This is a genomic window from Bradyrhizobium sp. G127 (genome assembly GCF_021502575.1).
In the GTDB taxonomy this organism is placed as follows: Bacteria; Pseudomonadota; Alphaproteobacteria; order Rhizobiales; family Xanthobacteraceae; genus Afipia.
In genome coordinates, this window is the sequence record NZ_JAKFGN010000002.1 from 1,443,130 (window position 1) to 1,460,998 (window position 17,869).

Sequence of the window (17,869 nt, forward strand, 5' to 3'; positions counted from 1 at the left end):
ATATTGGGAGCAGACTGCCTCAACCTTCAGCCCACGTCAACAAAAATGAGGATTGCCTCATTTCTCATTTACGGGACTAAACAAGGCTCGTTTCACCAGTTTTCGATAGGCATCAAAAACCTTCTTGGGAACGGGCTTCGTTCGATCCGCTTGAACAACATATTCCTCTGCGTAATACGTTCTCACTGCAAGAAGCGCAGTCGCAATCGCTTTGATTTCGCCCGGTTCATAACCAACGATTTCACGCCTCGCCACGCTACGCTTGAGCGCGCGAACGTATCCGTCCGTCATAAGCTTAGCATAATTTTTGTAGGCAACCGGCGCGAGGGCCTGTGACTCGACGACCAAACGAACAAACCAGGGTTTTTCGCGAACAAACTCCAGAAATACGCGTAGGCGTTCCACATCCCGATCCACGCCTGCGCTGTGCGGGTCCACTTCTGCACGCATGAAGTCGAGTAGCTCAGCTGCGTAAGAGGGGAGCAAAATGTCGAAAATATCCTGCCTATTGCTGAAGTAATTGTAGATCGTGCCTTGAGCTACGTTCGCCGCCTCCGCGATCCGCGCGATATTCGCTTCTGCATAGCCGATTCTACCAACTAATTCGGCCGTCGCAGAAATAAGCTTTCTGCGAGTATCGATGCTCTTCTCGGCTCGAGTCATAGGCTTGGTAAGTCGCTTTAAAGGTGTAGGCGTCGGTGCCGGAGAGCGGGACATATCTACTTCTCTTTCTTAGGCATTAAGCCAATCTGACCTGACGTATATTTCAGCCAGCAGGACAGAGACTACTGCATTGCTGCGCTCCGATCCACAAGGAGCATTGCGACCCCGTCTGCGTTGCAGACGGCCGGCAGCTCATAGATGAGTGCGATCAAGTCGGATTGAAGTGCGCGCGCCATTTCGACAGCGACAGTGGTCTCCGTCAGGCTGTGAAAGATTTAACGTTCAGGCGCCGCGCGGTTTACCGTTAAAGGCTCGCATTAGCGTGTTCCAATCGAGTGCCGGGCGCAATGTAGACCCCCTTCTCACCCCAGCTTCGCGAGACATTTGCGTAGATCTCGGCCGTCATCTTCGCGTCGGAGTCTGATCGAATGTGCTCTGGCACCCCTTTGGTGAGATCACGTCCGCCAGTCGACACTAAACGCTACTGCGACAGGCAACCTGGCCGCAGCCCAAGATTGCGCGTTCGCCATCGGTATTGCCGCTCAGGCGTTGGCAGAGGGAAGCACCCTCGCCAGGTAGTCGCTGACAGGATGGCGGCCGGTCGAGTCGAAGGTGGCACCCACATATCCGTCCGGCCGAATGAGCAGGAAGCCGCCCTCGGCCAGGCCGACTTCGTTCGACGGATCCCGCAGTTCCGCCCGTTCGCCGCCGGTGACCACTCGCAACCCCTCACGTGCAGCCACGACCGGGCGGTAGTCGTGCGCCGACATAAGCAAGGTCCAGTGCGGGCCGGTAAGCACATCGTACAGCCGACGAGGTTGTTCAGCGGCGTCGGTCAACCTCGCATCGGGCACCCGTTTGCCGGCGTGAAACCGGGCATCGCGCGCCGAGCCATTGCTATGCAGTAGTCTCTATCGCGCTGGTCCAAAATATCCGTCAGGTCATCGACGCAAGAAACCGCTGCCGCGCAGCGCTTGTATGAGAATTTCCCTAAAATAGTTACAGGAAAAAATTACCTAGAAACAGGGAAAACTGGGTTCTGAACAGGGACTACAGTAACCGTGATCAGGAATCACACTTACGGTTGCCTGTGCCAGCCCGGGACGCTCGCTACTTAACGAAGACATTGCTTTTCGCCTAATGCTGAGTTGTTTAGGCTAAACACCGTGAACTTCGGCATTCAGTCCGACTGGCTGCCGACACGACGATCATCCAAGACTAGCGAGCTTGTTTCGTGCCAAGCATTTACTTTCTCTTCCCATCGGCATCGAATTGCTTGAGAAACGCGACGAGGTCGATGGTCTTTTGCTCGTCCTTGAGTCCGGCATAGATCATCTTGGTGCCCGGAACTTTCGCCTTGGGGTCCTTGATGTATTCGCGGAAGGTCGCCTCGTCCCAAGTGATCCCGGAATCTTTGTTGGCTGCCGAATAAGAATAGCCCGCAACGCTGCCCGCCTTACGGCCGATGATGCCGTTGAGCATAGGTCCAACGCCGTTCTTCGCGCTCTCGCCGATCTGGTGGCAGGCCTTACACACCGCAAACACCTTCTCGCCCGCAGCTGCGTCCTGAGCACTGGCCTGACCCGCACCCGCGACAGCCAATATTGCAACGAAAACCAATTCTCGCATTTTGTGCTCCTGTTGTAGTGGCCCCGTGGGGTCGGGATTCTTCGGCCGTTTAGCCCGCCATTGATGCGCTTTCGGATACGTCGATGGAATGTCTCAAGCACCGAAAACCAACAAAGTTCCGCTTGCGTCAATGATACGGGCCTGCACATCAGGTCGAATGGCTACGATATCCTGAATGCGCGACACCGGCATCAGGCTAAACGCAGTCGAAAGTGCGTCCGCTTCGGTGGCCGTCGGCGCAATAACGCTTAGGCTCGCATAGCGCGACGGGCTTCGTCCGGTCGCAGGGTCAAACAGATGTGTAAAGCGGCCTTTTGAATCGAACTGAAAGCCGGCGCCCGCCGACGTCGCGACAGCACGATCCACAAGGTCGATGGTTTCGGTGATTGCGCCGGCCCGGTCGCAATCGGCGAGACCAACACGCCATGGGGCGCCATCGGGTCGCGCCCCGATCGCCCGAATTTCTCCCATATTGACGAGGGTTGTCGACAATCCCGCGCTGCGCAACCGTTCGACAACGCGGTCTGTGGCGAAACCCTGCGCGATACCGTTCAGCGTAATGGCGGCACCGCGCCTGACCAGCGCAACACGATCCTCGTTCACGAATACACCCTTGTGGCCAACTTTCGCCAGCGCTTCAGTGATCCTGTGCGGAGCAGGCCCTTCGCTATCGGGCATCTCCGCAGAGAAATGATCAGCATAGAGCCGCCACAGCGGCTGCACCGTTGGGTCGAATGCGCCGCCGGTGAGATCGGAAAAATGCAGCGCGGCTTGCAGCAGCGCTACCATGTCGGGAGCGGGAGAAACAAGAAACCCAGTTCGATTGAGCGTCGAGATCGCCGAATCTGCCCGGTACAGACTGAACTGCTGCTCGAGCCGTCGCACATCGAGAACACAGCGCTCGACCAGTCGGCCGGCCTCCGCCCGATCAGAATGATAGATCTCGATCGACACTTGCGCACCAAGGGCCGATCCGCGCCACTGCACCGCATCGCCGGACGCGACGGCTTGCTCACCGGTCAGCAGCGAAGATCCGGCTGCCGTAGCGGCAATGACGATGAGGCGCCTGCGGGTAAGACCTTGCTCGAGCATCGGCTAATCCTCGTCAGTTGAGCCGCACGTCCGGACGATCATGCTTGCTCTGGTCATGGGGGACGTCGCTGCCGAGCACATAGGTCGCAGGAATTTGGGTGAACGTCACCACCCGGCCGCCGTTGGCCGCGACAAACGCGTCAGCAGCCTCGCGACTTCCGAACGGAACAGCTTCGGCCGCTCCCATCCCGCCCTGGATTCGACTCTCGATCACAAACAGCGCCTTGCGCGCGTCGATCCAGTTGGTCTCACCCGGATTTTCCCAACTCTTCGCTTGCCCCATATCTGAAACATAGATCGCACGGATGTCGCGTGGCTGGTCGGGCATCAGGGTAAAAGCCACGGTGTCCCTCACCGAGGTAAACCAGAACGGGTCGATCCGGCTCGCCGTAATAATCTGGCCTTTCGGGCCGGGGTGCTCGAGCAGATTCATGCCACAGAACACTCCCATCGCATCGCTGTTGAGTGCGACCGGCGGCGGCGCGACCGAACTGGCTGGATCCTGATTGCATCCGGCCAGCAAAATGGTGGCGGCGAAGGCGAATAGCATCCGCAGGATCATAACTCCCTCCGTGCAAAGAATGCCGTCGCAAGCCCGAGCGGTGCGGCAATCCAGATCAGCAGGCCCAGCAATAGCGCGCCAATTCCGGCCCCAGTCGACCCAGCCAGTCCGGCCATCCCCGAAAACTGGCTGACATTGAAGCCGGTCAAATTGGTCAGCCGGTAAAGATCGGTCGGATTGAGAAAGAGCAGAGCTTCGAGGACGGAAGCTGAAATGAAGCGCCCCTGATCGACCACCAAAATGCCGAGCAGCCCCATGTCAAACACCAGCACCATCAACAACCAGATGCCGACCGAAGCACCCGCAGCCGTACCGCGGTCGCGAACCAGGCTGCTGATCAGATATCCGATCGCGACAAAGACCGCACCAAGCAAAATCGAGGTCCCGAGCATAAAGGCGAAAGCATACCAGCTTGCCGCCAGTACCGATGCGCCGGTGATCGTGAGAGCGACCGCCGCCGCGCCATAGCCGATCACAGTAGCGAACGCGAGAATCAGGACATGGCCGCAGAACTTTCCGAGCAGAACCTGATAGCGGCCGACCGGATAGCTAAGCAGCAAAATCATTGTGCCGCGTTCCATTTCGCCGACCACCGCGTCATGCGAGATCAGAAGCGCAATCAGCGGCAGCAGAAAGATCGTGAGACTGGACAAGCTAACGACCACTACGTCGAGCGCGCCGGCGCCGACATTGCCGGTCGGCGCACTGCCGAGAAATGTCAGGGACAGCGACAGGGCCGCCAGCAGCAATGTTGTGGCAAGAACCCAGCGATTGCGCATTCCCTCCTTGATCTCCTTGCTGGCGATAATGACAATATTCCTCACGCGGCATTCTCCCGAAGAAAATGAGCGTAGAGATCATCGAGGGTCGGCGATGCGATCTCGATATTGGTGACACTGGGGTCGCTGGCCGCGACGCGCAGCAACTCCATCTTGCTGATCTCATCGGATACCAGCATGACGCGACCTCGCGGTGTTGCGATACTCGCGCCGTTCATCCACGGTGGGCCGCTGGCGCCAGGTGCAAGATCGAGCGAGACCCGGATCGGGAGGCGCGAGATCGAACGCAGTTCAGCCAGGGTACCCCGCGCAACCAAAAGCCCGCGGTTCATGATCAGCACGTGCTCGGCGCGATCCTCAAGCTCAGTGAGCGCGTGCGAGGAGATCAAAACAGTGGCGCCGTCGTCCCGCAATTCGCCGAGGATTTCATAGAAGGTCTGGCGCAGCGCGGGATCGAGCCCTGTCGTCGGTTCATCCAGCAGCAGTACACGCGGCCGGCCGAGCAAAGCCTGGGCCAGACCCAGACGCTGCCGCATGCCCTTGGAGTAGGTTCCGACCCTGCGGTCAGCCGCATCCATCAAACCGACGCGGTCGAGCACCGGCCACGCCGAGGCCTGCCGGATCCGCTTCAGCCGCGCATAGAATGCCAGCGTTTCGCGTCCGGTCAGCGCCGCGTTGAATGCAACATTCTCCGGCAAGTAACCGAGTTGCCGGCGCGCGGAGAATTCGCCAGCCGCCGGATCCTCACCCAAAACGTGGATCGCGCCGCAGTCGGCGTGAATGAGGCCTAGCATCAGTTTGATCAGCGTCGTCTTGCCGGCACCATTGTGGCCGACCAGCGCGCTCAATTGTCCCGGACCAAGATCGAACGAGACGTTGCGCAGCGCCTTGACGGCACCGTAGCTCTTCTCCACGCCATCGACGGAGACGATACTGCTCATCGCAGGCTCCGGCTGATCGATGGTTTCGGCGGTGGCGCGATCAATGGACGGGTATCGACCACCCCTCCAGGATAAAGCGCCGGAAATTGCGCCTGGGCCCAGCGCAGCACCTGCACCGCTGGGCTATTGATCAACACCTTCGCCGATGGTGCAGTCCACAATACGCGGTCGACCAGATCATTGGGACGATAAGCAGTATCCGCAATACCATCGCCGTTGAGATCGAAGGCTGGATTGTCGCTCCAGTAATTGCCACGGCCACCCTTCGACCAGTCGAGGTCGCGCGTGCCTACATATTTCACCTGATTGCGGTTGCCAACGAAGGCGTTGCCGGCGATCTCGTTGCCTTCCGATCCCGCGGTGAAATGGACCCCGATGCCACAGCGCTCAAACCAGTTGTTGCGAAACTTGTTGTGGTTGGTGTTGTAGATAAAGACGCATTTTTCCGGTCCGAAGCGAAGGCCCGGTGTAGGCTTTATCTCTGGAACCATATCCCGCTCTTCGTCCGAGCCTGGGTCCCGACTGCTTGCGATATGGTCGCGCGAGCCGCCAGCTACCCAGTTGCCATCGATCTCAGCGTAATTGGCGTAGTTGAACAGCATGCCGTAGTCACGGTCGCGATCACTGATATTGTTGCGAATGATCAGCCGGTTCGAATACATGATGGCGTAGCCGACATGATTTCCGACGGAAACGTTACCGCTCACTTCACTATCGTTGGTGTACATGTAGTGCACTGCGAACCGCACCTGTTCGAAGCGGTTGTTGATAAAGCGATCCTTGCGGCTGGCGATAGTGAAGATGCCGTCACGTCCGTAGCGAAAGATATTATCGGCGATGGTAACATCGGGCGCGTTCCATAGCGACACGCCGTTGCCGGCCTCATTGAGCCGTCCGCCGCGCACGCCTTCGACGACATTGTGCAAGACGCGAGATCCCGCTGCGCCATGAACATAAATGCCGAACAGGTTGCCTTCGAAGCGGTTGTTTTCGATCAGCGCCCGTTCGGCGGTCTTTTGCAGGAACACACCGGAATCCATGGCCTGCATATCGTGTCCCGACCCCCGGATTGTCACGCCGCGAATAGTGACGTCGGGCGCCGTTATAGCGACGACGCTACCCGTGCCGCCGCCATCCAGCACCGCGCCGGGCCGTCCCTTCAACACGACGCGCCGGTCAATCCTGATCCCACCCTTGTAATGGCCAGGAGCAAGTTCGATGACATCTTCATCCTGCGCCCCGTCCAGCACCGTCTGCAACGCCTGCTCCGGTGCAACCTTGAGCGTCGCCGCCCCGGCGGAATCATAGATGCCGGCGGCGAATATCGCCGCCGGAAGGATGCGAAGGGAACGATGCACTTGTGGTTCCTACTCAAACCGACTTGGGCTCGACAAACATGCGGCCCTTCATTTCCATGTGCATGGCGTGACAAAACCATGAACAATAGTACCAATACACGCCCGCTTTATCCGCCGTGAACGACACCGAAGCCGTCGCCATCGGCGCAACCTCCATGTTGATGCCGTAGTTCACGATACAGAATCCGTGCGTCAGATCTTCCACAGCGTCAATGTTGGTGACGTAGACGGTGACCTCATCACCCTGCTTCACCTGGAACTGCTCCAGACCAAACGCCGGCGCGGTGGAGGTCATGTAGACGCGAACCTTGTTACCGTCCCGTATGACCTTGGAGTCGGCCTCAAGGTCGATCTTGTCAGCCTTGGCCTGCTTGACCGCATCGGCAAAGAACGGATCGGCGCGATCCCAAATCGAGATCGGATTGATCTTGGAACGGTGAACAATGGTGGCATCATGCGGTTCAGCAAAGCTCGGACCGTCATGCACCAGCTTCATCTGGTCTCCCGAGATATCGATCAACTGATCGTTCTCAGGCTTCAGCGGCCCGACATTGAGGAAGCGGTCCTTTGAGAACTTGTTGAGCGAGATCAGCCATTTTCCATCCGCCTCTTTGGTCTGTCCCATTGAGGTGTGATTGTGGCCGGGCTGATAATGCACGTCGAGCTTCTGCAGGATCGGGTCAACCTTTTCGCCTTTGAAGGCACGCTTGGCGAGATCGATGTTCCATTTGCAGACCTGGCTGTCCAGGAACAGGGTCGTATAGGCATTGCCTTTCCCGTCATACGCGGTGTGCAATGGTCCAAGACCGAGTTCAGGCTCCGCGACTACGACGTCGCGCGGCTTGATCTTGTCATCGAACAACTGATCAAACAACCGAACATCCATTACAGTGACAGTCGGCGAGAGTTTGCCAGCGGCAACAATATGAATACCGTCCGGCGCAGTGTTCATGCCGTGCGGACTGTTTGAGACCGGGACATAGCGCGTATAGGGTGAGCCCTTTCGGCCATCGATCACGGGCACGCCGTTCATTTCCTTGAAGTCACCCTTCTTCACGGCTTCTTCGATGCGCTTGATATTGAAGATGGTGACCCAGTCCTGCTCACTCGCAGTCATCTCGGCAAGCGTAACGCCCTCTTCCGAATTGTAGCACGTGGCGAAGGCATACTTGCCCTGGTAGTCGGCATCGACGTTATCGAGATTGCCGCTGACGATAATCTGCCACGCCACCTTCATGGTATCGCCGTCGATTGCGCTGAGGATCGAACGATATTGCTTCGGATCGTCCAGGATTTTGCCGTCGTTAGGCAGCGGGACGCCATCTTCGCCGTTGGCGAATACGTATCCGGTCCGCGGATATTTCTGCACGCGCAGGCCGTGAACCGTATGCTGATTCGGTAACTGAATGATCTTGTCGCATTTCATGACATCGAGACGAACACGAGCGACACGGGTATTGGCCTTATCGTTCATGAAGGCATAGCGGCCGTCATAAGTGCCGTCGGTAAACGAAATATGAGGATGATGCAGGTCGCCATTCAGGTACGTGCCGCCACGGTTCTTGAGGAATTCGCGAGTCTCGGGCAGCAGCCCTTCAGTCAGCACCTTCAAGCTTTCGTTCGTCTGCCCCCAGCCAGTGGCGCTGCAACGGTTGAACACGGGAACGCGCATCAACTCGCGCATCGATGGGAGACCGACGATGCGCATTTCACCGGACTGGCCGCTGGAGAAGAACGTGTAATATTCATCAAGCTCGCCGGGAGCCACTTCTGCCTTCTGAAGCACTGCGGGTCGCGCGGCGGGAGCCTTCGGTGCCGCCGTCTTAGTTTGCGCGTCCGCAACCGTGACGAACCCCTTGCCGTCAGTGCCAAGGGCAACACCGCCGGCGAGACCCACGCCGGCAGCCGCCGCGGTTGTTCCAAGTAGAGTGCGTCGGCTGACGTGGGTTCCGTTCTCGTTATCGCTCATAATAGCCTCCTAGGCTTTCAAGTGGCAGGTGGAGTGATGGCGTCGGCCGGCAAGTTGATCGGCTTGCTGCCGGCGGTGATGATTGTGTTGGGGCCCTTGCCGCCGCTGCGCATCGCGGGCGAAGACAGCGCTTCGCGCTTCTCGCGTTTCAGCCGCACCTGAATCATATGCGGGCAACGGTGATCGTCGAAATAGAGCTCCTGGCAATGCATGCAGTAGATACACTCGTTGACGTTGATGTGACCCTCCGGATGAATTGCCTGCACCGGACATTCATTGGCGCAGCGCTGGCAGGGCGAACCACATTCGGGCCACCGGCGCAGCCACTCGAACATCCGGACGCGCCCCGGAATCGCCAGTGCAGCACCAAGCGGGCACATGTAGCGGCAGAAGAATCGCTCGACGAACAAGCCGGCGGAAAGCGTGGTCAGGGCGTAGACGACGTAGGGCCATTCGCGTGCGAACTTCAGGACGATCGTGGTCTTGAAGGGCTCCACTTCAGCGAGTTGCTCTGCGAAAGCGGTCGAGTACAGGGACATACCGAACAGGCCGAGAAAAATGATATACTTGATTGGCCACAGCCGCTCGTGAAGGCCCCACGGCAATCGGTATTGCGGAATCTTCACTGCCTGGGCGACGTTGTTAAGCAGTTCCTGCAGTGCGCCAAACGGGCAAAGCCAGCCACAGAATGGCCCGCGCCCCCAGAACAGCAGTCCCGCGGCGATCGAAGCCCAAAGCAGAAAGATCAGCGGAGCCGACAGGAAGTATTCCCAGCTGAAGCCAGTCAGCAGAGAATTGGCAAACGTCAAAACGTTGACCACCGAGAGCTGTGCATTCGCGTACCAACCGAGCCAAACCAGAATGAAAAGCAGGTAGCCGCGACGGACCCACGCATAAATCTTTGGACGTCGTACCAAGGCATTCTGAAAGAAGAAAATCAGTGTTAGCGCGCCCAGCGCGACAATGGTCGTGCTGATCTTGACGATGTTATCCCGCCAGATTTTCATCCACAGCGGCTCGTCTTCACCCACAGGAAAAGTTGCCGCGCCAGCCGATGCGGCGGCAGGTGGCGCCGACGCCGCCGGTGTAGCCGGCTGCCGGACGGGCGCGGCCGGCTCGCGCTTCATGTAACTCTCCGGCAGCGTGTACCCGAGATCGAAGGTGAGCCACGCCTTGTCCCGGGTGCCGACGACCCGCTGAACCAACAGCTGCAGCACCCATGGCTCGGTCGGATCGAATGCGAATTCTGGCGGTACCGTGAACAGAGCAACCTCCGGAAAGTCGGGAGCACCTTCGGCGGCAAGGTCCCCCAGTCTGGTATGATCGCGGTCGCGGAAACGGATGCTGTTGGTATCTTGAATCAATTCGATGCGGTCGAATATGCCGCCGCGAACGTAAGCATTCCCCTTGAACGAATACCTGCCCGATCCCGCGACGACCAAGGCTTGTTGACCTGGCTTGAGCCGGCCAGCGAGACGGTTAAATCCATCATCGCCGAGCAAGCTGCGGCCGATGGTAGGAACCGCAACATTGGCGACGTAGAGGTCGATGAAGGTGTCATCAGGATCGCCCTCTTCTGGACGTGCTGCGGCCCCCGCATTGCCGGACTTTTCAAATGCCGTGTTCACCTCGCCGACGGAAAGAATCAATCGACGCACTGAACCGTCGCCGACGAGGCTCTGCCAATCGCGAATCTCGTTCTTGCCGGTATCCACCGTCTTCGCCGCCAGCGGCACCACCGGAGCAACGGCGCTGCTCTGAGCGCCAAGCCGTCCGCCTTTGATCAGTTTCGTTGCTGAGCGAACGATACTGTCACCCATCACGAGCACAGTAACAGTCGCGCCGCTGACGATATCGACTTGCGGCGCGCGCGCATTTCCCTGCGCCACACTTCCCATGTCGGCACCGATCAGCTTATTGACGGCCTCCATGACACGCTTTTCCGGGATGCCCAAAAGAACGATGGGCTCCTTGTGCTCGACGAGCTTGAGACCGGTGATCATACCCCTCGGCGTAATGCCGACCAGAAGCTGGATCGGCTTGCCGGAATAACCCGTTGCGTTGGCAAAATCAGAATTCAGGTAGACGAAACCGACAATTTGATCGTCTTTGTAAGCCGCCACGATTGCGGGATCGCCCTGCGGCGGCCCGAAGCGATTGGCGCCCGAAATGAGTTCCGACGGCTCCGCCTTGCTCAGGTATTCAGTGAGCCGGCCTGCAGCTCGTGCTTCCGCAGCACAAAAAATCGCGGCAACAAGGATCAAAGCCGCAACACATACGGCCACAATCTTCTGGAGCTTAACAACGATTACATGTTTCAAAGGTGGACACTCCCGATCGCAGGGGCGTTGGTCGGGTCTGCGCGAACATCGTTGTCCAGCTATGTGGTGAATGTTCTACTTTCCGATAGAATAGGTCAACCTTTCTGCGAGGCCCGACATGCGCAAAGATCAGCTCCTGGCCGCGGGGCCCCCGGCTCCGGTTCAAAATCTTCGGGAACTCTACGCGATCGCATCCGAAATGGCGGAGCGGGCCTACCAGCGCTATGGGGAGCTCGCGGCAAGAAACGACGAAAATTTTTGGCCGGTGCGCTGCGTGTTTGAGGTGCTGACGACCCGCGAGCGCGATCGCGAACGAAGCTTGATTGCGGCATGTACGGGGGCCTGCGGCGGACCGCCGAGCGCGTCCGATCTTCGCTGGATTCCAATTGATCTGGTTCCTGCGGACGAATTGGCGGATCTCCGAAATTCGGGCCTGTCGACGACCTATACCGCGTGGACGCTCGCGGTCAGGCATCGCCAGCGAGCCTTTGTGTTCTGGACGTATGTGATCGCTCTTGCAGATGATCCAGAGGTCCGAAAGAAGGCAGAAGAACTGGCGCAGGAGGCATTGCGAGATGGTAATCTGTTGCGGCGGGAACGTCGGCTGGCTTGGCGAGAGGTCAACATGAGCGCCGCCCATTCGAGCAAAAGTGAATGGGAGCCTGTTTCCGCAGCGCTCCTCGAAAGCCTGCTCTACAAGGACATCATTACGTGGTCGGAGAAATTGCCATCCGCACAGCGCGCGCGTCTTCTGGCGCTCAATCCGTTTCCCCCCCCGCAAATTGGTCTCGCCGACAGCAGCGGGAATCGAACTGATACTATCGAAATTGAGCCGATCAGGCGTCGGGCCCTCCAGCGCGCGGAACAGCTCTCGAACATTTATCTTGATGACGCGGACAATGCCCCCGACCAAGATAGTATGGAACTGGCCCAAAAACTTGCGGCACGTTCCATCATGCGTCTGGCCGGCCTGCGCGACATCGCCTCCGCCGACCAAAGCTCTGCCTGATCCATCCCGGCAACCCTTAGAAGCCGTGGTGGTTTCCCCGTACGCATCCGAAGCGCCGGGCGATATCACGAGGCGCTCGCTGCATCGGCCAAGTTACCTCTTATAACGCCGGGGTTCTTAGGACGTGTGGTGTCACCGCGGCCGGTCATTTCGCCTTTTCCTCGGATTCGCGATCCAGACCCGTCTCGCCGATGTCCCTGCCGGGCTGATCGCTGAAATGGTTTGCCAGCTTTTGGGGAACTCCGTTCCATGTATCCGCATCGTCCGGTGGACGCTTCTTCTGCGTAATGTTCGGCCAAGAGGATGCGAACCTGCGGTTAAGATTCAACCATTGGGATTCAGCCCCAGGATCGGAATCCGGGACAATAGCCTCCGCAGGACACTCAGGCACACACACTCCACAATCGATGCATTCGTCTGGATGAATCACAAGCATGTTCTTGCCTTCGTAAAAGCAGTCCACCGGACATACTTCGACGCAATCCATGTACTTGCATTTAATGCAGTTCTCGAGAACGACATGCGTCATTTGAAGCTCCCGACCGCCTTCCTCCGGCGTTGCCCATGTGCTCAAGGCGCGCCGAACGACAGCCGTCGATCATAAAGCTGTTAACCGACAGATTCGTCCGAACCCGCTTCCCGCTTGAGCAGAACCCGTAAGACATCCGGTCCCTGTTCCAAATAGGTCCACTTGCACTGGCTGTCGAAACCTACCTCTAACTGATAGCGCAGCGGCCGCGGATCGTGGTCGGCTACTAGTTGAATGCTATCTCCCACTTCCAGATGATCGAATAGCTGGAAGATGATCGAATGACGGTGTTGGGGAGCAATGTCCCTCACATCGACGACGTGCAAAAACAGGAGCCTGTGACGTACCGTTACCATTAGATGTATTAAGAATGCATCTTATCAGGTTTATTCGCGGCTGCAACATCGAATGATTCTAGAATCACTCGCATGCTCGTCCCGAAGTTCGGCAAGATGCCAACTACCGTTGCTGCGCCGGAGTATTGCCCAGTGGATTCAGGAAAAAGCCTATGGCGGGCTATCCGGGTCGATCAAGCGCCTGCTCGATCAGCTCGCGAAAGCTATGGCCGCCAAGCCCAACGGGCGGCTGGAGCTTCCGCGCCGGATCAAGCCCGGTTCGGAGCTGGTCCGGACATGGAAGGGCAAGACCTACAGCGTCGTGTTTCGCCCTGACGGATTTGCCTATGACGGCAAGACCTATGCCGGTCTGTCCGAGATCGCCTCGCTGATTGCCGCGCGTTCACGCTCGACGCAGAAAGCGATGCCTCGGTTCTACTCGTCAGTGGCAAACCCATTGAGGAGCCGGTTGTCATGCACGGCCCGTTCGTCATGAACACTGTCGGCGAAATCAAACAAGCCATGGTCGATTTTCAGAGCGGGAAGTTCGGACAGATTCCCGCCTGAGCATATTTCGGAAGCCGGTCACTTTCGTCTTCCGACTGTGTTCACGTCGGAACGTGAACATTCGCAGGGCACCTTGGCCAATTAAACCCGAAGAGGAGGAGTGAACCATGACCGCATTTGCGAGTATCGCCAACTTCAATGGCCAGCGCCCTGTCATCGATCCCGATGACGCAGCAATGCTCCTGATCGATTATCAGAGTGGCTTGTTTCAAACTGCAGCCGACATGCCGATGACAACCTTGCGCAATCATACAATGGAGCAAAATCCACCTACTCGTCTCCCTAGTTCGCGCGATCGATTCTCCAAAAGCCTATTACCCATGAATTATTGAAAACCTGATTTCAGAATCTTGATCGCCAAAGTCCGCCAAAATCGTGCCAGTTACAACGACTTGGCAGTATTAATCGGGCATCCGAACGCATGGAGTGATATTTCGAGCTTTCATAAATCGATAACTTGCCGACGTTTAGACATCACGTGGTGGAAGGATCGTACCTTCGACCTCGCCAAAACCAATTCGGTATCCATCTCCCTGGCACCAGCCGGAGAGGCAAACGCGGTCGCCGTCTTCCAGAAATGAACGCGTCATTCCGTTGCCAAGGCCCAAAGGCTCCGCTCCATTCCAGGAGAGCTCAAGCATGCTTCCGCACTGAGAGCGTTCCGGTCCGCTGATGGTACCTGAACCAAGAACGTCCCCAATCTGCATCGAGCAACCGCTGGAGGCGTGGTGCATTAGTTGCTGCACAGGCGACCAATACATGTAGCTAAAATTTGTCTGCGCGATCCGGCGCGCGGTTTGTAGCTCTGCTGGGACAAGATCGACAACAAGCTGAATGTCGTAATTGTTCTGCCCCGTCTGTTGAAGATAAGGCAATGGAGCCGGTGCCTGCCCCGGTCCGGGCACCCGAAACGGTTCAAGAGCCTCACGCGTGACAATCCAGGGGCTGAGCGAAGTCCCGAATGCCTTGCCCTGAAACGGACCGAGAGGAACGTACTCCCACTGCTGAATATCGCGGGCGCTCCAGTCATTGAGAAGGGCGAACCCGAAGATCATTTCTTCAGCCCGCTGCTCCGTCAACATGCTTCCCATTTCTGAACCTTGGCCCACAATCGCCGCCAACTCGAGTTCGAAGTCGAGCCGTGTGGTAGGACCAAATCGAGGCGCATCTTCCGAAGCCGACTTCAGTTGTCCCTTGGGTCTGTGAATCGGAGTGCCGCTCACAACCACGGTGGATCCACGACCGTTATATCCGATCGGAATATGCAGCCAGTTCGCCTGAAGTGCATTTGACGCGCCACGAAACATCACGCCGACATTGGTGGCGTGTTCTTTCGATGAATAAAAGTCCGTATATCCCGCCACGACTATCGGCAGGTGCAAAGTAGCTGATTCGATCCTGTCAAAAGCCTCCACCCGCAGTTGCTCGTTATCACGCAACTCGGGATTGTCATGCTGAAGCAGCTTGGAGATTCGACGCCGGGTGCGGGACCAGGTGGATGGTCCCAGCGCCATGAAGGCATTGAGAGACGATTTCGCGAGCGTCGAATCAAAGCATTCAAATTCGAACAAACCAGCTTTTTCGATCACCGATAAGTCGAGTATCTGGTCCCCGATCGCAACTCCCACGCGTGGCGTGGACTTGCGAGGCGTTGAGAACACGCCATACGGAAGATTCTGAATTGGAAAATGAGACGTAGACCCTGCTTCTATAAACGATCGCAGCGCAGGATCGTTTGGATGGAATTCAGACAACATACCTGCCTCAGATTTCATTGCAACAAACAGGCAGTCAGTCCAGACAAGCAACCGCTTCGACTTCAACCATCATTCTCGGGTCGATCAACCTTCTGACTTCGACAAGAGTCGCTGCAGGACGATCCACAAAGAAAGGAAACCGGACGTCGCGCGTCTCATTGTTGAAGACATCGATATCGGTCACAAAAATTGTATACTTAATGATCTGACTGAACGTAGCGCCGGCGGCGGCCAGCACATCGGCCAAATTGGCGAAGCACTGCGCCACCTGCGCGCGAATGTCGCCTTCACCGACAACATCGCCGTCCGCGTTTCTGGATGTTATGCCTGCCGTATAAAGCATGCGCCCCGACGCAACGACGCCCAGCGAAAATGGGACTTTCTTTTCATAACCCTTATTCAGGACCAAAGGTTCTTTTGACATTTATTGGACTCCCCAGATTTCACATCGCGCTTTCGATAACAATCAGACGAACTTCAGAACTGCGTCATGCACGACCCACATCGAGTCGATGACGGTACAATCGAGCTGGACCATGCCAACATGCCGCTCAAGCGGAACGAAGCACGCTGACAGCGCCTCGACCACTGATGCGACCAATTCGCAATCGGCCTTTGAAGCATCTGTCGCTGCGCTGGCCAGCGAACATTCCGCCATCGCCTTTGTTGCCGGCAACACAACGTGCGCGGTTTCAGTGCCCCAGCCCGATCGGAATTGAACCGTTGCCACGAGTCCAAAGACTGGATCATTGTGAAGGACGACCGCGAAGGGCTTTCCACCCGTCTGTCCAAGGCGGGCATTACCATCGAGCACGCCCAGCTTTTCCAGCAGATGAACCGCGCGTTCGCCGGTGAACTCACTCCCCTCCTGAACCAGCTGCAACCGATCTAACGCAAGCGCCTGATCGCGATGCAGGCGTAGTTCTGATTCAGCCAGCTCCAGTCGCTTCTTTGATTCGGTCCATGTCGCCACACTCGAAAGAGCCTGCGCCGCCCGCGTCAGATCCATGAAAACGGGAATGCCCGCCTCTTCCAGTTCCAGCCTTCTGGCGACTTCGCCGGTCGCAACGATCGAAACCAGCTTTGTTGTTTCGCTAGCAGCCTGTTTGAGGCTCTCGCAAAATCGATCGATCATGAAACCCGGTGCATAGAACGTCGCGAATCCGACATCAGGAGACTGGAGGGCGGCTCGCACGGCCTCGCCGACAAAGGCTCCCGAGTTCACGATGCTGCCCGTGAAATCGATTGGATTTTGCACCGATCCGTAACGGGGAATTCCCGTCTGGAGCGTTTTCTGCGCCTCGCCGCTGAGCGCAGCCATTCTCACTCCGCACCTCACGAAGAGGTCCGACAAGACTGCGCCAACAGCGCCGGAGATCGTCATCACCGCCGCGCTTGGGCCAATGGATCTGCGCCGAAGGAATTGGGCGAGATAGGCAATATCGCCGAGATGCAGGATGTCTCGGCCTTGAATGACGCCCAGGCGCTCGAAGCCGGCCTGATATATTGCGGGGTCGCCAGCGACAGCGCCTGTATGAGCTTTAGCTGCGGAAGCGCCGCTCGGCGTGTCTCCGACTTTGAGGAGAGCGAGCAACTGGCCCCGGGCCTGCATTGCTTCCGCCACCTTGCGGAATCGCCGGCCGTCCCGAATGCCTTCGACATAGCCGACGATCGCGCGCGTCTCCGGGCGATCTGAGAGGTATTGAAGGTATTCCGAGAATTCGACGCAGGCTTCGTTTCCCGTATTGATCACGACGTTAAATTTTACATCGAGCTCGCGGCCCGCTGCGTAAATGGCTGAGCACATGCTGCCGCTTTGCGTCACCAGCCCGACAGTACGCGGCGCCTTTGGCGGCTCGGTATTTCGGAATATGGCCGTGAATGTGCTGTATGAGTGATTGTCGAGATTACCAAAACCCATGCAGTTCGGGCCGGCGACAACCAGGCCAAGTTCATTCGCACATCCTACAAGCTCGTTCTGCAGGCTGATGCCTTCATCATCACCCGCCTCTGCAAAGCCGGCCGCGTAGATAACCGCAGCGCGAATGCCCTTGCGAGCAGCCTCACGAAGGACCGGAACCACCTCCTCCGCGCCGACAGCGACGACGATCAAATCGACCGGATGCGGAAGACTCTCAATGCTCGGGAAGCATTTAAGGCCGTCAATTTCGCTGTATTTGGGATTAATGGGAAGTATCGGGCCGGCGAATCCATGCATCTTGAGCAGCGCAATCGGAACGCCACCCAATCGCATCAGATTGGCGGACGCTCCGTATATCGCGATGGATGAGGGATCAATCAGCGGCCTGAGACGCTCGGCTGAATCCTGTTCTCGCTGCATGATATTCATTGGATACC

Annotated in this window: 19 protein-coding genes; 4 read left to right on the forward strand and 15 right to left on the reverse strand. The window is 57.6% G+C overall.

All coding sequences use genetic code 11. From position 1 onward, the window contains the following. Positions 1–57: 57 nt before the first annotated feature. The 10 genes from LVY71_RS18955 to LVY71_RS19000 all read right to left on the reverse strand — a co-directional run bounded on the left by LVY71_RS18955 (position 58) and on the right by LVY71_RS19000 (position 11,314). Complete coding sequence (locus tag LVY71_RS18955; RefSeq protein WP_235101390.1) at positions 58–717, reverse strand: TetR/AcrR family transcriptional regulator; 660 nt, start codon at positions 715–717, stop codon at positions 58–60. Positions 718–1,205: 488 nt separating this feature from the next. Continuing rightward, positions 1,206–1,517 carry an aromatic-ring hydroxylase C-terminal domain-containing protein gene (locus tag LVY71_RS18960; RefSeq protein WP_349629907.1) on the reverse strand — a complete coding sequence of 104 codons (312 nt, stop codon included), beginning with the start codon at positions 1,515–1,517 and terminating at the stop codon, positions 1,206–1,208. Positions 1,518–1,908: 391 nt separating this feature from the next. After that, positions 1,909–2,292, reverse strand: coding sequence for a c-type cytochrome (locus tag LVY71_RS18965; RefSeq protein WP_235101392.1), 384 nt, complete (start codon positions 2,290–2,292; stop codon positions 1,909–1,911). Between the two features lie 93 nt (positions 2,293–2,385). Next, complete coding sequence (locus LVY71_RS18970; protein ID WP_235101393.1) at positions 2,386–3,384, reverse strand: FAD:protein FMN transferase; 999 nt, start codon at positions 3,382–3,384, stop codon at positions 2,386–2,388. A gap of 13 nt (positions 3,385–3,397) precedes the next feature. Beyond that, positions 3,398–3,946, reverse strand: coding sequence for a nitrous oxide reductase accessory protein NosL (locus LVY71_RS18975; RefSeq protein WP_235101394.1), 549 nt, complete (start codon positions 3,944–3,946; stop codon positions 3,398–3,400). Further along, positions 3,943–4,770 carry a DUF2705 family protein gene (locus tag LVY71_RS18980; RefSeq protein ID WP_235101395.1) on the reverse strand — a complete coding sequence of 276 codons (828 nt, stop codon included), beginning with the start codon at positions 4,768–4,770 and terminating at the stop codon, positions 3,943–3,945. The genes LVY71_RS18975 and LVY71_RS18980 overlap by 4 nt, the downstream gene beginning before the upstream one ends. Then, positions 4,767–5,666 (reverse strand): ABC transporter ATP-binding protein, encoded by a 900-nt coding sequence (locus LVY71_RS18985; protein ID WP_235101396.1) that lies wholly within the window; start codon positions 5,664–5,666, stop codon positions 4,767–4,769. The genes LVY71_RS18980 and LVY71_RS18985 overlap by 4 nt, the downstream gene beginning before the upstream one ends. Then, a complete protein-coding gene (locus tag LVY71_RS18990) occupies positions 5,663–7,024 on the reverse strand; it encodes a nitrous oxide reductase family maturation protein NosD (RefSeq protein WP_235101397.1) in 1,362 nt (453 codons plus the stop codon). Before LVY71_RS18990 ends, LVY71_RS18985 begins: the two co-directional genes overlap by 4 nt. 13 nt (positions 7,025–7,037) lie before the next feature. Beyond that, positions 7,038–8,993: a TAT-dependent nitrous-oxide reductase gene (nosZ, locus tag LVY71_RS18995; protein WP_235101398.1), complete on the reverse strand. Its 1,956-nt coding sequence runs from the start codon at positions 8,991–8,993 to the stop codon at positions 7,038–7,040. Positions 8,994–9,010: 17 nt separating this feature from the next. Then, positions 9,011–11,314: a 4Fe-4S binding protein gene (locus LVY71_RS19000; RefSeq protein WP_502797594.1), complete on the reverse strand. Its 2,304-nt coding sequence runs from the start codon at positions 11,312–11,314 to the stop codon at positions 9,011–9,013. A 118-nt stretch (positions 11,315–11,432) separates the two neighbouring features. On the opposite strand from LVY71_RS19000, the gene LVY71_RS19005 reads away from it, so the two are divergent. Then, positions 11,433–12,323: a hypothetical protein gene (locus tag LVY71_RS19005; protein ID WP_235101399.1), complete on the forward strand. Its 891-nt coding sequence runs from the start codon at positions 11,433–11,435 to the stop codon at positions 12,321–12,323. Between the two features lie 145 nt (positions 12,324–12,468). Here LVY71_RS19005 and fdxA read toward each other — a convergent pair whose 3' ends face one another. Continuing rightward, a complete protein-coding gene (fdxA, locus tag LVY71_RS19010) occupies positions 12,469–12,852 on the reverse strand; it encodes a ferredoxin FdxA (protein WP_235101400.1) in 384 nt (127 codons plus the stop codon). Between the two features lie 80 nt (positions 12,853–12,932). Then, a complete protein-coding gene (locus LVY71_RS19015) occupies positions 12,933–13,208 on the reverse strand; it encodes a DUF2249 domain-containing protein (RefSeq protein WP_235101401.1) in 276 nt (91 codons plus the stop codon). A gap of 52 nt (positions 13,209–13,260) precedes the next feature. Between LVY71_RS19015 and LVY71_RS22980 the strand changes: the two genes are divergently transcribed. The 3 genes from LVY71_RS22980 (at position 13,261) to LVY71_RS19030 (ending at position 14,086) form a co-directional block, all read left to right on the forward strand. Then, positions 13,261–13,683: a DUF2924 domain-containing protein gene (locus LVY71_RS22980; RefSeq protein WP_502797595.1), complete on the forward strand. Its 423-nt coding sequence runs from the start codon at positions 13,261–13,263 to the stop codon at positions 13,681–13,683. Next, positions 13,644–13,754 carry a pirin-like C-terminal cupin domain-containing protein gene (locus tag LVY71_RS19025; RefSeq protein WP_349629912.1) on the forward strand — a complete coding sequence of 37 codons (111 nt, stop codon included), beginning with the start codon at positions 13,644–13,646 and terminating at the stop codon, positions 13,752–13,754. Before LVY71_RS22980 ends, LVY71_RS19025 begins: the two co-directional genes overlap by 40 nt. 107 nt (positions 13,755–13,861) lie before the next feature. Beyond that, the gene (locus tag LVY71_RS19030) at positions 13,862–14,086 is read left to right on the forward strand and encodes a hypothetical protein (RefSeq protein WP_235101402.1); all 225 of its coding nucleotides are present in this window, start codon (positions 13,862–13,864) and stop codon (positions 14,084–14,086) included. 135 nt (positions 14,087–14,221) lie between these two features. On the opposite strand, the gene fahA is transcribed toward LVY71_RS19030, so the two are convergent. The 3 genes from fahA to LVY71_RS19045 are packed head-to-tail and all read right to left on the reverse strand — an operon-like array spanning position 14,222 to position 17,861. Continuing rightward, positions 14,222–15,511: a fumarylacetoacetase gene (gene fahA / locus LVY71_RS19035; RefSeq protein ID WP_235101403.1), complete on the reverse strand. Its 1,290-nt coding sequence runs from the start codon at positions 15,509–15,511 to the stop codon at positions 14,222–14,224. 34 nt (positions 15,512–15,545) lie between these two features. Continuing rightward, the gene (locus tag LVY71_RS19040) at positions 15,546–15,935 is read right to left on the reverse strand and encodes a RidA family protein (protein WP_235101404.1); all 390 of its coding nucleotides are present in this window, start codon (positions 15,933–15,935) and stop codon (positions 15,546–15,548) included. A 42-nt stretch (positions 15,936–15,977) separates the two neighbouring features. Further along, complete coding sequence (locus LVY71_RS19045) at positions 15,978–17,861, reverse strand: CoA-binding protein (RefSeq protein ID WP_235101405.1); 1,884 nt, start codon at positions 17,859–17,861, stop codon at positions 15,978–15,980. Between the last annotated feature and the right edge of the window lie 8 nt (positions 17,862–17,869).

Bases quoted from the DNA above. Each gene is read 5' to 3' on its own strand.
- LVY71_RS18955 (WP_235101390.1), bottom strand. From the start codon at position 717: ATGTCCCGCTCTCCGGCACCGACGCCTACACCTTTAAAGCGACTTACC.
- LVY71_RS18965 (WP_235101392.1), bottom strand. From the start codon at position 2,292: ATGCGAGAATTGGTTTTCGTTGCAATATTGGCTGTCGCGGGTGCGGGT.
- LVY71_RS18970 (WP_235101393.1), bottom strand. From the start codon at position 3,384: ATGCTCGAGCAAGGTCTTACCCGCAGGCGCCTCATCGTCATTGCCGCT.
- LVY71_RS18975 (WP_235101394.1), bottom strand. From the start codon at position 3,946: ATGATCCTGCGGATGCTATTCGCCTTCGCCGCCACCATTTTGCTGGCC.
- LVY71_RS18985 (WP_235101396.1), bottom strand. From the start codon at position 5,666: ATGAGCAGTATCGTCTCCGTCGATGGCGTGGAGAAGAGCTACGGTGCC.
- nosZ (WP_235101398.1), bottom strand. From the start codon at position 8,993: ATGAGCGATAACGAGAACGGAACCCACGTCAGCCGACGCACTCTACTT.
- LVY71_RS19005 (WP_235101399.1), top strand. From the start codon at position 11,433: ATGCGCAAAGATCAGCTCCTGGCCGCGGGGCCCCCGGCTCCGGTTCAA.
- fdxA (WP_235101400.1), bottom strand. From the start codon at position 12,852: ATGACGCATGTCGTTCTCGAGAACTGCATTAAATGCAAGTACATGGAT.
- LVY71_RS19015 (WP_235101401.1), bottom strand. From the start codon at position 13,208: ATGGTAACGGTACGTCACAGGCTCCTGTTTTTGCACGTCGTCGATGTG.
- LVY71_RS22980 (WP_502797595.1), top strand. From the start codon at position 13,261: ATGATTCTAGAATCACTCGCATGCTCGTCCCGAAGTTCGGCAAGATGC.
- LVY71_RS19030 (WP_235101402.1), top strand. From the start codon at position 13,862: ATGACCGCATTTGCGAGTATCGCCAACTTCAATGGCCAGCGCCCTGTC.
- fahA (WP_235101403.1), bottom strand. From the start codon at position 15,511: ATGTTGTCTGAATTCCATCCAAACGATCCTGCGCTGCGATCGTTTATA.
- LVY71_RS19040 (WP_235101404.1), bottom strand. From the start codon at position 15,935: ATGTCAAAAGAACCTTTGGTCCTGAATAAGGGTTATGAAAAGAAAGTC.
- LVY71_RS19045 (WP_235101405.1), bottom strand. From the start codon at position 17,861: ATGAATATCATGCAGCGAGAACAGGATTCAGCCGAGCGTCTCAGGCCG.